The organism is Nonlabens ulvanivorans (genome assembly GCF_032922765.1).
GTDB lineage: Bacteria > Bacteroidota > Bacteroidia > Flavobacteriales > Flavobacteriaceae > Nonlabens > Nonlabens ulvanivorans.
This window is the reverse complement of record NZ_CP136694.1, coordinates 1,757,968-1,771,671: the sequence shown is the minus strand read 5'-3', so window position 1 is coordinate 1,771,671 and position 13,704 is coordinate 1,757,968. Positions and strand designations below refer to the sequence as shown.

Annotated in this window: 13 protein-coding genes and 1 other RNA gene; 5 read left to right on the top strand and 9 right to left on the bottom strand. The window is 34.9% G+C overall.

Annotated elements, in window-relative coordinates; all coding sequences use genetic code 11:
- The first annotated feature begins 74 nt into the window (after positions 1 to 74).
- From R1T42_RS07950 to R1T42_RS07940, 3 genes are all read left to right on the top strand, one after another.
- Complete coding sequence (locus R1T42_RS07950) at positions 75 to 980, top strand: RHS repeat-associated core domain-containing protein (protein WP_317289958.1); 906 nt, start codon at positions 75 to 77, stop codon at positions 978 to 980.
- Entirely contained in the window at positions 977 to 1,525 is a 549-nt protein-coding gene (locus R1T42_RS07945) for a hypothetical protein (protein WP_317289957.1), read from the top strand. The genes R1T42_RS07950 and R1T42_RS07945 overlap by 4 nt, the downstream gene beginning before the upstream one ends.
- Positions 1,526 to 1,673: 148 nt before the next feature.
- The gene (locus R1T42_RS07940) at positions 1,674 to 1,943 is read left to right on the top strand and encodes an RHS repeat domain-containing protein (protein WP_317289956.1); all 270 of its coding nucleotides are present in this window, start codon (positions 1,674 to 1,676) and stop codon (positions 1,941 to 1,943) included.
- A 38-nt stretch (positions 1,944 to 1,981) separates the two neighbouring features.
- Here R1T42_RS07940 and ssrA read toward each other — a convergent pair.
- Positions 1,982 to 2,380, bottom strand: a transfer-messenger RNA (tmRNA) gene (ssrA, locus tag R1T42_RS07935).
- 175 nt (positions 2,381 to 2,555) lie between these two features.
- Positions 2,556 to 2,960 (bottom strand): plastocyanin/azurin family copper-binding protein, encoded by a 405-nt coding sequence (locus tag R1T42_RS07930; protein WP_036579730.1) that lies wholly within the window; start codon positions 2,958 to 2,960, stop codon positions 2,556 to 2,558.
- A 169-nt stretch (positions 2,961 to 3,129) separates the two neighbouring features.
- Between R1T42_RS07930 and R1T42_RS07925 the strand changes: the two genes are divergently transcribed.
- Positions 3,130 to 4,353: an NAD(P)-dependent oxidoreductase gene (locus R1T42_RS07925; RefSeq protein WP_317289955.1), complete on the top strand. Its 1,224-nt coding sequence runs from the start codon at positions 3,130 to 3,132 to the stop codon at positions 4,351 to 4,353.
- 14 nt (positions 4,354 to 4,367) lie between these two features.
- Positions 4,368 to 8,042 carry a lectin-like domain-containing protein gene (locus R1T42_RS07920; RefSeq protein ID WP_317289954.1) on the top strand — a complete coding sequence of 1,225 codons (3,675 nt, stop codon included), beginning with the start codon at positions 4,368 to 4,370 and terminating at the stop codon, positions 8,040 to 8,042.
- 84 nt (positions 8,043 to 8,126) lie between these two features.
- Here the strand turns inward: R1T42_RS07920 and R1T42_RS07915 are convergent, their stop codons facing one another.
- The 7 genes from R1T42_RS07915 to R1T42_RS07885 form a co-directional block, all read right to left on the bottom strand.
- On the bottom strand, positions 8,127 to 8,513 hold the full coding sequence (locus R1T42_RS07915) for a ribosomal maturation YjgA family protein (protein WP_317289953.1): 387 nt from the start codon (positions 8,511 to 8,513) through the stop codon (positions 8,127 to 8,129).
- The gene (locus R1T42_RS07910; protein ID WP_317289952.1) at positions 8,497 to 9,174 is read right to left on the bottom strand and encodes a DUF1361 domain-containing protein; all 678 of its coding nucleotides are present in this window, start codon (positions 9,172 to 9,174) and stop codon (positions 8,497 to 8,499) included. Before R1T42_RS07910 ends, R1T42_RS07915 begins: the two co-directional genes overlap by 17 nt.
- A gap of 617 nt (positions 9,175 to 9,791) precedes the next feature.
- Positions 9,792 to 11,207: a DUF4153 domain-containing protein gene (locus R1T42_RS07905; RefSeq protein ID WP_036579474.1), complete on the bottom strand. Its 1,416-nt coding sequence runs from the start codon at positions 11,205 to 11,207 to the stop codon at positions 9,792 to 9,794.
- On the bottom strand, positions 11,204 to 11,716 hold the full coding sequence (locus tag R1T42_RS07900) for a Coq4 family protein (RefSeq protein WP_317289951.1): 513 nt from the start codon (positions 11,714 to 11,716) through the stop codon (positions 11,204 to 11,206). The genes R1T42_RS07905 and R1T42_RS07900 overlap by 4 nt, the downstream gene beginning before the upstream one ends.
- A gap of 99 nt (positions 11,717 to 11,815) precedes the next feature.
- Positions 11,816 to 12,106 (bottom strand): winged helix-turn-helix domain-containing protein, encoded by a 291-nt coding sequence (locus R1T42_RS07895; protein ID WP_036579481.1) that lies wholly within the window; start codon positions 12,104 to 12,106, stop codon positions 11,816 to 11,818.
- Positions 12,107 to 12,128: 22 nt separating this feature from the next.
- Positions 12,129 to 12,881 carry a hypothetical protein gene (locus R1T42_RS07890; protein ID WP_317289950.1) on the bottom strand — a complete coding sequence of 251 codons (753 nt, stop codon included), beginning with the start codon at positions 12,879 to 12,881 and terminating at the stop codon, positions 12,129 to 12,131.
- A gap of 99 nt (positions 12,882 to 12,980) precedes the next feature.
- Positions 12,981 to 13,667 carry a hypothetical protein gene (locus R1T42_RS07885; protein WP_081908479.1) on the bottom strand — a complete coding sequence of 229 codons (687 nt, stop codon included), beginning with the start codon at positions 13,665 to 13,667 and terminating at the stop codon, positions 12,981 to 12,983.
- Between the last annotated feature and the right edge of the window lie 37 nt (positions 13,668 to 13,704).

Genomic DNA, 13,704 nt, shown 5'->3' with positions numbered 1-13,704 from the left:
GTTACCTATATTCCTTTCAAGTTTTTGGCAGTTCTTCGTACATTACAAATATGAATGGGGTAATTAATCAACACATGGAATACCTTCCTTTTGGTGAAACTCTGGTAGAGGAACATCAGAACAGTTATAATGTGCCTTATAAATTTAATGGTAAGGAATTAGATGGAGAAACTGGGAATTACTACTACGGAGCGAGGTATTATAATCCTAAGTTTAGTCAGTGGTTGAGTGTGGATCCGCTGGCGGAGCAGACTATGGATTCTTATGGATATGTTTGGAACAACCCTTTAAATTATACTGACCCTACTGGTATGTCTGGTGAAAGTGTTCAAGATGATTATGGTCTAGATGATAACGGCTACGTAAGATTGATACAAAAGACGGACGACAAGTATGATCGATTGTATGCTGTAAATGAATGTGGTGAAATAAAAGATCAAGATAATTATGTTCAAGTTAATAAGTCAAAATCTACAGACGGCACTATAATATCTGATTTGCAGTGGGAAGATATAAACTATAATACAGGAGGTCAATCTCTTTGGGGTATTAAAACAGGTGTATGGGCAAAAACATCAAATCGTTCTGATGCGTACAAAGTTTTTAAGTTCGGTGCTGATAATAGTGGTGTCGAATGGGCATTAGAAGAGTATTCGGGAAATAGATTCATCATAGGGAATAGTCACTTTTCAGAAACGGTTGCTAGATTTAATAGTGTCAGTGGCTATAATATATTACACTTGAAAAGATTCTATCACAGTCATCCTGGGACATCGACAGCAGACGACGTAGCCTCTAATGAATACGGAGACCAAGGAGTCGCAACCAATATTATTTATAAATTTCTAGATGCCAAGATAGACTATAATCGTCACCCTACTTTTCATATTTATAGACCAGATCTTAATAAGAAATTTGACTATAATCCTTGGCAAGTTAAATTCAATGAGCGAAATGTTAAAACATATAGAGGATTATGATGTTTAGATTTTTTTACCTTCTAGCAGCAGTTGTTGTTTTTATTTCTTGTCAGAATAAATTAGATATTCGAGAAACTGAATTAGATAAGCTTTACATTACTCTGTATAGTTCAAAATCTAACGGAGTTCCGCTAAATTTAATGTTTGATTTGAACAAAAATCAACTTATTGTTTACTATTCTGAGATCAATGTGCTTTCGGTTAAGCCACCAAATCAAAAATTAGGGGAATGGAAAGAGAATAATAGTCGTAATTTTTACTATTCCTCTGAAATTTTATTATTAAATCAAAACGTTTCAGAAAAATTAAAAGAATTGTTAGACCATTTTAAAGCAGATGATTACGAAAGTTTCAATGATGTTTCCTTGGATGGATTTGCGTTAAAATACACTCTGTTTTTTTCTAACAACACTTATAAAGAAATAACTTTGGTAAATAAATCAACTGATAAACAAAAAGAGCTTCTAAGGATTGTATTATCTACTGTAAGGAATAATTCAAAGCAAAAGGACTTAGTAATTCATTTTGAAAAATTTAATTCTTAAGATAATGTTTCTCATATTTTTCAGATTGGTTTAGGCTTAATTTTGTAAACTCAATAGATAATTCTTATATATATTCACTAAGTAACTATAAATGGTGTTATTCTATGATGGTGCTTAATTTCGAAGATTGTCAGTTGTGAAACACACAATGCTGCAGGGATTTGATACTAACTGGTACCATCCAGATCATTTGGGGAGTTCTTCGTATATTACAAATATGAATGGAGTAGTGACTCAACATATGGAATACCTTCCTTTTGGCGAAACTCTAGTAGAGGAACATCAGAACAGCTACAATGTACCTTATAAATTCAATGGTAAAGAGCTAGATGGTGAGACTGGGAATTACTATTATGGGGCTCATTGCAAAAAAAATATCAACAAGATTTACAAATTGTCAACTAAAATGTCAACTTAAAAAATAAAAGCCTCAAAATCAATTGATTAAGAGGCTTTTTGTGGAGTCGGAGAGAATCGAACTCTCGTCCAAACGAGCGATTTAACGGCCTTCTACATGTTTAGTTTCCATTTAATTTCAGTCGTTACACCGGTTAGAAACTACCAAAGTAACGCTTGTCTTCAATCGAGTTTCTCCTCAACATCAAAGCCCTGATGAGGATAGATTTACTTTTACGAAATCTCATAATCAGTCGCCGTAAATCAAGGCTGCTGAGAGATTTCCTGCTTGTCTACCTTGTAGACCGAGGCACTATCCTACTGTAATTCGGATTATGCAGCTAGGGCGTAGTTATTCTCGCCGTTTAAAAAAGATGAAAAATGAGATTTAAGAGCTGTTTCCCAGCGCTCTACATGCTTACAATTAACTCGGTCTCGCTGTCAAAACCAGTCGACCCCAAATTGTCTATACTTCTTTTTTAAGTCCAGGACTCAAAACCAAAGCGATTGCAAATATAATTATTAGCCACTGTAACAGTAGTAAAAACTATGCCAAAAGAAATAAAAAAAATCCCAACTCAGCAGCGAGTTGGGATCAAGAGTATACTCTATATCTATGGGGAACTACATAGAGTTACTCAACAATTAATAAATTATCTGTTGCCGTAGGGTTTAATGGGCAAAAGTAATAGTAAGAACCTGCGCTCAATGTTGTTGCCTGTGATGATTGCGTCTGACCAGTGGCTACAGCTTGCGTTACATATGCGGTTTGAATATGATTCTTTGGGTTAGAGATATCATCTCCTTTTTTCACAAGTACAAAACCTACATCGTGTCCCACCTCATTATTGGTTACTGTAAATACATAAGTTCCAGGATTTACTTTAATTTCTTTTTGTACAAATTCGCCAGCTACTTGTTCTAATGCAATTGTTTTTACAGGAGCATCCATCATCTTATCTTTCTTCATGCTGTGTTGCGCTTGAGAAGTTGCTGTTAATGCTAGTGCGATGGTTAAAAATGCGATTACTTTTTTCATGATATTGTTTTTTTTATGCCTTATTACTAGGCGGTTATCTTTAATTACATGGCAAAGATGCATCGATGCTACTCTTCAAATTTGTATCATATTTCCCGACTCATTGACTATAATTCCCCATAGAAAGGTTTTACTTGATTTCCTTATATTGCTACATTAAAATACCGCTATGAAATTTGCCATAATTAGAGAGAGAAAGAGTCCGCCAGATAGGAGAGTAGTGTTTACTCCAGAGCAGTTAGGTCGTTTGAATCATGCTTTCGCGAAAGCGGAATTCACAGTAGAGTCCTCTCCCATTAGAATTTTCAGTGACGCACAATATGCGGCTAGTGGTATAACAGTTCAAGAAGATGTGAGCAATGCCGATGTAATGATAGGAGTGAAAGAAGTACCTATGGATGCTTTGATTCCAAATAAAAAATATTTTTTCTTTTCGCACACCATTAAAAAGCAACCCTACAATAGAGAGTTGTTAAGAGCAATCTTAAATAAAAAAATTGAGCTTTATGATCATGAGACGATTGTAAAAAAGAACGGAGCAAGATTAATAGGTTTTGGTAGATATGCCGGTATTGTAGGAGCTTATAATGGTTTCCGTGCACTAGGTTTGCGCGATGGACTGTTTGAATTACCTAAGGTAGAAAACTTGCCAGATTATAAATCGCTTAAAGCAGAGTTGCATCGCATTAAATGTGATTTACCACCTATTAACATCGCAATGACTGGAGTGGGAAAAGTTGCCGGTGGTATTATAGAAGTGCTGGAAGAATTACATATACATGCTTTAAAACCTAAAGAATATTTACAATTAGGGCAGTTTAATAATGTGCAAACTGTGTATACGCAGTTAGACGTAATAGATTATTACACGCGTAAAGATGGTTATAAGCCTACAAAAACAGAGTGCTATAATAATCCAGAGTTGTTGAAGAGTGACTTTATGAGATATGCCAAAGTTACAGATATGTTGATTACTGGTCATTTTTATGGTAATGAAGCGCCATACTTTTTTACGAGAGAAGATATGAGGGCTGCTGATTTTAAAATAAATCTTGTTGCAGACGTGAGTTGTGATATTGACGGTCCTATTGCATGTACCATAAAACCTAGCACGATTGCAGATCCTATATATGCCTATGATGCTTCTACCGAAAAAGAGGTGCCATTTAAAACAGCCGGCGCTATAACCGTTATGGCTGTAGATAACCTGCCTTGTGAATTGCCTAAGGATGCGAGTGAAGGTTTTGGTGAGATGTTTGAGAAGCACGTGATTCCTGCATTTTTTAATGGTGATAAGAATGGAATATTAGAACGAGCACAAATGACCACTAGCGAAGGTACTTTAACAGAAAGATTTTCTTATTTACAAGATTTTGTGGACGGCGATGATTAACTAAATACTTAATTATGAAGGATTGTTTAAAGCCCTATAAGTGGCTATTTATTGCTGTAATGCTGTTTACAGCAAGCCATGTTAACGCGCAATTCAATCCTACTCTATTGGGAGATGCTACGGCTATAGGAAATGATTGTTTTCAAATTACACCAGATTTAACCAATCGATCTGGAGCTATATGGTCGTCTGATCAAATAGATATGCTTAATAATTTTATTATAGAATTTAGAATCTATCTAGGAACTAAAAATGGAAACGGAGCAGATGGAATAACCTTTGTTCTCAAAAATCGAGTGGATCCTTTAATAGGAACTGTTGGACAAGGAATGGGTTATGAAGGAATCCCTAATTCTTTTGCGGTAGAATTTGATACATGGCAAAATCCAAATCTAAATGACCCAACCTTTGACCATATCGCTATGGTATCTGGTGGTGTAAATAATCATGGTTTTTCACAAAATCTAGCTGGTCCTATAATGGCCTCACCAACGGCATTAGATGTAGAGGATGGACTTGAACATGATGTACGTATTGAGTGGAATGCGACCACTCAAACGATGAGTGTGTTTTTTGACTGTGTGTTGCGATTGACTTATACGGGTGATTTAATTAATCAGGTTTTCCAAGGAAGAAATTTGAATTATTTTGGGTTTACAAGCTCTACTGGAGGATTCTCAAATTTACAACGTGTTTGTTTTGATTACATATCATTCGTTGATGGAATTGTAGATATTAATGATACATCGATCTGTTTAGGTGATACAGTAACTGGCGTAGATGCTACTGTAAATAATGCAACCGCATACAGCTGGACACCAGTTACCGGTGTGAGTAATCCAACTGTAGCAAACCCTACATTTACTCCTACTGCTACCACTACCTATACCGTAAATATTACAAATAGTTGTGGAAATGCTATTCAAGAAGATTTTACCATTACCGTAGGATCTGCACCTGTAGCAAACTCAGTGACAGATATCGAAGTATGTGATGATGTCTCAAATGATGGTGTTATTAGTTATGATTTAAGTCAACTAGATCTTACTGTATTGGGAAGTCAAGATCCAACTTTATTTGCTGTATCCTATTATCCTACGCAAGTTGATGCTGACGCTAGAATGAATGCCTTTACAGCGAGTAGTTATATGAATACAGCTATATGTGAACGTATATACGCTCGTGTAGAATCTATTAATAGTAATACTTGCTACAATACAACAGATTTTGAAATTTGTGTAAGTGTTCAACCAGTTGCCAATCCGGTAACCGAATATCGTTTATGTGATGATGTTTCCAATAATGGTTCAGAGGTATTTGATTTATCTACAAAAGATATTGAAGTATTAGGTGCTCAAAACCCAGCAGATTTTAATGTCTTATATTTTGTATCACAAGCCGATGCTGATGCTGGTATCGCTGGTGGAGCTTCACCGGTAATGCCTAGTTATAGTAGTGCAGGACAAACCATGTATGTACGTATTGAGAATGCAACTAATGCTTCTTGTTATGAAACAACAACTTTTGATTTAGTAGTAGATGATATCCCAGTTGCCGCAGCACCGATGACTTTAGTCGTATGTGACGATACTACCAATGACGGAATAGAAGATATCACCTTATCTCAATTTGATGCAGATGTGTTAAATGGTCAGACACAAACTACTTTTGTAATTAGCTATCACGCTTCTCAAGCAGATGCTGATAATGACGCGAGTCCACTACCAGCTGTTTATCAAGTAAGCTTAGGTACTACAACCGTTTATACTCGTATTGACAACTCAGACAATGAGACTTGTGCATCAGTAGTGTCCTTTGATATAATATTGAATGAACAAGCGATTGCAAATACAGTAACTGAATATAGAATCTGTGATGACGCTTCAAATGATGGGTTAGAAGACTTTGATCTTTCTACTAAAGATGTAGAAGTTCTAGGAGCTCAAACAGCAGCTAACTTTAATATAGAATACTTCACCTCTCAAGCAGATGCTGACTTAGGTTCTGTAGGTGGTGCGACACCATTAGCTATTCCTTACAACAGTGGAGACAATACCATCTTTGTAAGAATTGAAACTATTGCAAATGCAGACTGTTATAACACCACAAGCTTTGACATCTTTGTAGATGACTTACCTATTGCAGGTACTCCAGCAGATGTGGTAGTTTGTGATGATCCATCAAATGATGGTGTGGAAGATGTAAACCTTTCACAATTTGATGCTGAAATTCTAAATGGACAGACTAATCCTAGTTTTGTTGTTTCTTATCACGCATCACAAGCAGATGCTGATAATGACGCTTCGCCACTAGCAAGTCCATTCACAGTGAGTACAACGACACCTAACCTGTTTGCAAGAATAGATAATGGAGATAATAACGATTGTTATACCACAACAACATTCCAGTTTGTGGTAAGTCCTACACCTACAGCAAATGCTGTTCAAAACATGATTGCCTGTGATGATGCTGGTAACGATGGTTCAGAAATTTTTGACCTATCCAATGCAGATGCTCAAGTACTTAACGGACAAAATGCTGCTAGCTTTAATATTACTTATCACCCATCTCAAGCAGATGCTGATGCTAATACAGCAGCACTACCTGCTTCTTACCCAAGTAGTACGACGACACCAGAAACTGTTTATGTAAGAATAGAAAGTAATACTAATACGCAATGTTATGATACCACTAGCTTTACTCTTACAGTAAGTGAGCAACCTACCGCTGGAGTAGCATTAGATCAACGTGGTTGTGATGATGTAAGCAATGACGGAATTGAGGAATTTGATTTCAGTAATGTAGATGTAGATATTTTAAATGGACAGTCTGCGGCAGACTTTACAGTTACTTATCACACCTCTCAAGCAAATGCAGACAGTGGTGCAAATGCACTTACTTTCCCATACACTAATGTATCTCAATCGCAAACTATTTATGCAAGAATTGAGAACAATGTGAATACCGATTGTTATGATACTTCTACTTTTGGAATTGAAGTATTTGCTAGACCAGTCATCGCAAATCAAGGACCTATCACTATATGTGCAGGAATTGATGAAGTGCTAGATGCAGGTGCAGGATACAGCAGCTACTTATGGTCTACAGGAGAAATGACACAAACCATAACCGTTAATCAAGGTGGTGATTATGACGTGACTGTTTTCAATGCAGACGGTTGTGATTCTACAGCAACGATCACGGTAATCGAATCTGATGTAGCCGTGATAGAACGTATCGACATCGGACAGTTTGAAGTAAATACAAATCAACTTACAGCTATCGTAACAGGTAGCGGTGATTATGAATATTCACTAGACGATTTTGTATACCAAGACAGTCCTAGATTCAACAATCTGTATCCTGGATACTACACGATTTATGTAAAAGATAAAAACGGTTGTGGAACCGTATCTATGGATGCTGTAATAATAGGTGGACCACCATACTTTACTCCTAACCAAGATGGTTACCACGATACATGGCAAGTAATTGCCATAGAAACCGTTCCAGATGCAAATATTTACATCTTTGACCGTTATGGAAAACTGATCAAGCAAATCGATGCACAAGGAATTGGTTGGGATGGAACATATAATGGTAACCCAATGCCATCTAGTGACTACTGGTATTTAGTAGAACTAAGCGATGGACGTAGCTTTAAAGGACACTTTGCCCTGAAGAGATAACCCAATAATCTATATATATATAAAAGCGAGCTTAGGCTCGCTTTTTTTATGAGTCTAATTTCTAATAACGCTTTCGCGAAAGCGTTATTGACTAATTTTCATAATTCTTTTATTCTTCTCAATTAGTAAAATGATTATAAACCCTATAGTATAACACACCATATCCCACCATGAGAAACTAGTGCCTATGATAATTCTAGCCCATTTGTTGTCACTTAATCCTAGTAGATCAACTACTTGTGCATATTGTGCTAACTCTACCATATAGCTAAAAATTAATGTGCCGATAGCTACTATTACCACTCGATATGATGTAATGGTCATTACTGCGCAATAAATCAATCCAACAACTAGCACATCTCCTAGAAATGGTCGTATGAAAGAATCATTAATATAAAGCGCTATAAAGACTTCTATTAAAAAGATAACTATCGCTAGAATAGCATAATGTCTTTTAGTACTTCGTCTCATGTTGAAGAAATAGTTTATAGAGGACCATTAAAAATAGACTCATAGGTATGATTTGTAACCAAGCTGTCTGGTGTGTTAACGGATGCATAAAAATAGATAAAGTGTCTATAAAAAGCTTAGCTGGTTGCTGGATGATATCCCAACTATTCCACCTTAAATCACGACCTAAATATATGCCAATGGCGCTTAGAAATAGGATAAGATATGGCAGTACAGTTTTGTGTGCCTCTCTTTTAATAATATGCATAGAGCTTAGGCTGTTTATCATTTGGTGTAAACTCGTAAAGCCAGCCCAGCAACCGGTAATAGCAAAACTAGCGATAAGAATACTGTCATATATAAGAAAAGCACCGCTTGCGTTTCTAATGTGTATTAAATCAGTAATGATGTAAGGAGCATTAGGCAAAATGAGAAGCCATATGGTAAAAATAGGTATGGTCAACCATTTATGAGTTCTTTTATAGTACGTACTAGCTATGCTTGTTTCTAACCATAAACTAATAACATAGGGTAGTATTGCTAGAAAAAGATTCCAGACTAGAAATAGCATATAAAAGTCGTGTGTGATTTTTATGCGCATGGCAAGAAGTACGATACTAGTTAAACTAAGCATTAATAAAATGCTTAGTTCTTTAAAGCGATTAATGATTAGTGTTTTCATATTGCAAATTCAACTATTATTATAAAGTAGAGAAAGGCTATAGGTATATTAGCTAGCAATACGCCTATCGTATAAGCAGTTTCTTTAAATGATGTTTTCTGGCTTAAAGCTGCTATCATAATCATTACGAGAACAATGATATTGCATACCACAGCTATGACGATGTATCCTAGGCCTATCTCTATTAAATCACTTTGTTTAAATATTAAATACGATAGGAATGATAGAGTGCCTAAACAAAAACTGACGATAGCTGTCCAATGTGCAAATCGATTGACAGGAGTTAATTCTTTTAAATAGTTCATGAATAAAAATGTTGGTTTAAAAAGTCGTTGAGAAATATGAGAAGGAACGCCATCGGTATATTAAGTAGTAAAATGTAAATGGTAAATAGAGTTTCAACCGTCCGATTCACATTTCTTAATAGTTGAATTAAAACAGCTATCATCATGATTCCATTGATGATTATACCAATAAATATTCCCAATAAAATAAAAGCGATAAAAAAGTCCAAATGGGTTAAGATATAACCAGTACCTATTACCATCATATAAATAAAGGTTAGTAAGGCAGTCTTAATTCCATAAGAGTTTATTCTTTCACATAAGGCTAGCCTATTATGGATTGCTTTGAGCATCTTGATTATTTTCTTTCTTAATTTGATAAGCGATATAATTAAAATCTTGCCATTGACGATTTGTAAAATGTTCTTCCCAGTATCGTGCAGAACTATATCCTAAACTATTATTGAGCTGTTGTGCATCGTCATATAATCCATGCTTTTTAAGGATCAAAGCATTTTGTGGTAATAATCTTTCTAACTGTTTATGATCTACAAAATCATTATTGAGATTGTAATCTGTAACAATAGCAGACCAATTGAATAATGAAAATATGGAGATAATCACAAAGCTTACCGCTAGATTACGGCGCCATAAATACACAAAGTTTAGTTGGTGTTGTACCTTTAAAAAAGTAGTAAATAGTCCTATTAAACATAAGGTAAGATACACCACTACACCTATGCGCTTCATGGATAACCCATATTGATCTATGTATAAATAAGTCTTTGTAAATATGCTGGCGATTAATAGGGAATTAAGCCCTATCCATATAAAAGTGAGTGTTTTAAGAGTTCCGTTTTCTCTTATAAAGTTGATGCTTCCGCGAAAAAATATAGCAATAATCACCACGGCTAGAATGATGCTTACAATGCTGGCATAAACACCAGAGTGAACCGCATCGCTTAATTCTGATGCTGCAAAATCCTTGATATTTAAAATAAACATCAGCTCTGTAATCAATACAATGACCAGTAGGATATTAAGAGCACTAATGGAGAACGTACCTAGTTGTAATTCATTTTTAGCTTTTTCAATTTCTGGATTTTCTAGTTCTTTAGATTTTAAAAAGTTGTCAGTTTTGATATCATTCTCAGTTAAAGGATCAATCGCATTAGGCTGTGCAATATTCCCCATGATAAAACCGCCTAGTATAGCTGTAAAAAACCATAATCCATCTATAAAGCTGAGATCTATAAATGCGAGCCACTCTGCAAAAACTGGATTAGCAAGACTATATAGGTAAGAAAATAAAATAATCAATAGAATAGGAATGACGGTGATTTTAATAATCTGACTTACTGCATAAGTAGATGTAGGCTCTTCTTTAATTTTTTGGATATTGAAAATAAAGTCATGGAACATTCCAAAAAACAGATTGTATAATCCATTAAACCAGCTCGTGTAAATACTCGCTTGAGAGCTAGCAACCATTCCTATAAATAAAAACACAGATAAGAAGTAACACATTACAGCCATGCCAGATCCATGCATTATAATAGCAATGGAAGAGGCAATCATTCCAGCCGCACTGGCAATAATGGTAGGCTTAAGAAGTGATCTAGTATTCATTACAGCAAGCGCTATGATAAGAAATAGAGCATAAACTGCTGTATTTAACCCTAGAAAGTGGTTGTAAAATAGAGTGGCAAATGTGATGCCGCCTAAGATAATGACGATGGTCTTTTTCATGATGAGATAATATTATTGTTAGTTTTAAAATTTGATATAGGTGATGACAGATGTTGGCTGAAATCAATATGATGTATAGCTTTAGAATATTGACCTTTTAAATATGCTCTAGTAAAGCTGTCATAACAGTCCAGATAAAGTAGTAGACCAATAAGCATGGCAAGAGCTACAAATGGACTACGCTTACCGTTGCCCCATAACCAAAACTGCATTGCGATTTCCTGTGCAGTGTCTACTTTATAACCCGTTAGAACATGAAAAACGTCATGATCCTCACAACGTGGTTGAGGTTCAAATTTGTGTTTTAATAAAAAGCAACCTAGATGAAATCCTAAACTATGCTTAGGGTAGGACAGTAGTTGAGTTGTCTGAAGATGCCATGATGTTCCCTTTTTAAAAAAGACATACATTTTGCTAGATATGGTAAATCCTAAACTCACTAAAAGTTCTCTTAGGTATTTTAAAGTACTTTGTATTTCAAAGTAAAAAGATAAAAAAATAGATTTCATAATATATAGGCTTAGAGCGAGCAATAAATTGACAGTGTGATTTTCATTTTTTTCATTCTTAGTTGTGTTACAGCGTTGATAGGATTTTAGGCAAGTATGTTATCCACCTAATAATTTTTCTAGGGCAGCGATATGCTTTTTAAACTCTAGTTTGCCTACATCTGTAGCGATATATTTAGTATTAGGCTTACGGCCTATGAAACTTTTTTCTACTCTTATATATTCCTCTTTTTCAAGAGCTTTGGCATGACTAGCAAGGTTACCATCTGTAACATCTAACAACTCTTTAAGCTCTTTAAAATCGGCATGATCGTTCACCACTAGAACAGACATAATGCCTAGTCTAATGCGATGATCAAATGCTTTATTTAATTTATTAATAAGACTCATTGAGAGAGTTATCGTTTTTTAGTTATTGGTTCTGTTTGAATGCTGGTTCAGTGTCATAACGTATCGCTTGTTTGTCCTCTTTAATCAGGTCCACTACGTAATTAAGGTATTCATCATCATTTTCATACTTTCCATCTCCATTCAAATCTTTTACAGTTTGAAAATAAAGTTTATCGTTTGCGACGAGAAAGGAATAGGATAAATATTCTTCAAAGTCAACACTTAGTTTCTTGAATTTACTTCCATCTAAATTACTAATGAACAAAGCTGAAACGTCACGGTGATTTAATCTTTCATCTTTGTTTGTATCCAGATCGTGACCTTCGTAGAGTACAAATTCTACTCTAGGATTGTATTCTAGCTTGTTATATATCTTAACGTTAGAAAAGTTAATTTCTTGATCAGTAATTTTAATAATTTCACCTGTTTTTATATTTTCAACTGCAAAACCAGCATACTGACCATTGAATCTATAATGAGAGTATTTACTATTACTATTCCCTGATTCGTAAGAGTTTTTACTTATTGAAAATCTTCGGCTATCATTTTTGGTTCGATTGCTTAATAACTTTGTAGGGTGATAAATGTATTGAGTACTATCGATATAAACGGGAAGACTTAAAACTTTAACCATCGTGGTATCTTCTTGTATCACAAAATCCTCTGCAACGGTATTCTCATCGATAACAACTTGTGGTTTGCTCTCGGTATTACATGAAGTTGCTATTAGAGTTAATGTAACTATTAGTAATGTAATTTTAAAAACTTTTTTCATAATTCTAAATGGAATTATATTTTAATGACTTTTTTGTTTTGTAACCTGTTCTCGATTGTGCAGGATTAGACTGCGTTTTTTGCCTACTGCCCACTCAACCTATCGATCATATTTATAATACATCACAGCGCCATAAATGATGTGACACAATCCAAATCCAGCAGCCCAAAAGTACAATCCATAACCTATAAACTGTGTATTAATTAGACCCAGAATAGCACAACTTAATCCTAGATATTTGACAGTTCCTAAAGTATATTTTGCTGCATTCATACAGGCTATTCCATAAAAGACTAGCATGGCAGGTGCTACTAAAAATAACAATCCATATTGTAATAACGCCAGAGTAAATAAACCACCTATTGTTAGTGGTGCTAGAAAGTTAACTACCAGTCTTATAGATTGTTTATTCCATATTTTTTGTTTGTATTTGGCTGCTTTAATCTTAGTTAAGAAAAAGGCCGTTACAACAGCCATAAATAAAACAATACCGGCAATAACTAGTATTTGAAGTGATGGGTTACGTTCCCATGGTGTACTTAATAAACTGTCTAACGTATCTGTATAACCACGTTCACGTGCATCTTCTATCACAAAATAACCGACAATACTACCTATCAGCGCATAAATACCAGCCATAACACCACTCATACCAGAAAGCGATATAAAACGTGTCGACTTGTCCATGATGGATCTGATTTCTTTTAAGTCGTCTAGAACTTTATCTTTAGTCATAATAAAAGTACTTTGAAATACAAAGTAAATGTATTTTACTGAATTAATCATATTTTTTATTGATTATTTTATTAGAGTAGAGAAGTGG

Excerpts from the sequence above, each read along its gene's own strand:
- R1T42_RS07905 (WP_036579474.1), bottom strand. The coding sequence starts at position 11,207 with ATGAAAAAGACCATCGTCATTATCTTAGGCGGCATCACATTTGCCACT.
- R1T42_RS07940 (WP_317289956.1), top strand. The coding sequence starts at position 1,674 with ATGCTGCAGGGATTTGATACTAACTGGTACCATCCAGATCATTTGGGG.
- R1T42_RS07925 (WP_317289955.1), top strand. The coding sequence starts at position 3,130 with ATGAAATTTGCCATAATTAGAGAGAGAAAGAGTCCGCCAGATAGGAGA.
- R1T42_RS07895 (WP_036579481.1), bottom strand. The coding sequence starts at position 12,106 with ATGAGTCTTATTAATAAATTAAATAAAGCATTTGATCATCGCATTAGA.
- R1T42_RS07910 (WP_317289952.1), bottom strand. The coding sequence starts at position 9,174 with ATGAAAACACTAATCATTAATCGCTTTAAAGAACTAAGCATTTTATTA.
- R1T42_RS07900 (WP_317289951.1), bottom strand. The coding sequence starts at position 11,716 with ATGAAATCTATTTTTTTATCTTTTTACTTTGAAATACAAAGTACTTTA.
- R1T42_RS07930 (WP_036579730.1), bottom strand. The coding sequence starts at position 2,960 with ATGAAAAAAGTAATCGCATTTTTAACCATCGCACTAGCATTAACAGCA.
- R1T42_RS07950 (WP_317289958.1), top strand. The coding sequence starts at position 75 with ATGGAATACCTTCCTTTTGGTGAAACTCTGGTAGAGGAACATCAGAAC.
- R1T42_RS07890 (WP_317289950.1), bottom strand. The coding sequence starts at position 12,881 with ATGAAAAAAGTTTTTAAAATTACATTACTAATAGTTACATTAACTCTA.
- R1T42_RS07885 (WP_081908479.1), bottom strand. The coding sequence starts at position 13,667 with ATGATTAATTCAGTAAAATACATTTACTTTGTATTTCAAAGTACTTTT.
- R1T42_RS07945 (WP_317289957.1), top strand. The coding sequence starts at position 977 with ATGATGTTTAGATTTTTTTACCTTCTAGCAGCAGTTGTTGTTTTTATT.
- R1T42_RS07920 (WP_317289954.1), top strand. The coding sequence starts at position 4,368 with ATGAAGGATTGTTTAAAGCCCTATAAGTGGCTATTTATTGCTGTAATG.
- R1T42_RS07915 (WP_317289953.1), bottom strand. The coding sequence starts at position 8,513 with ATGAGACGAAGTACTAAAAGACATTATGCTATTCTAGCGATAGTTATC.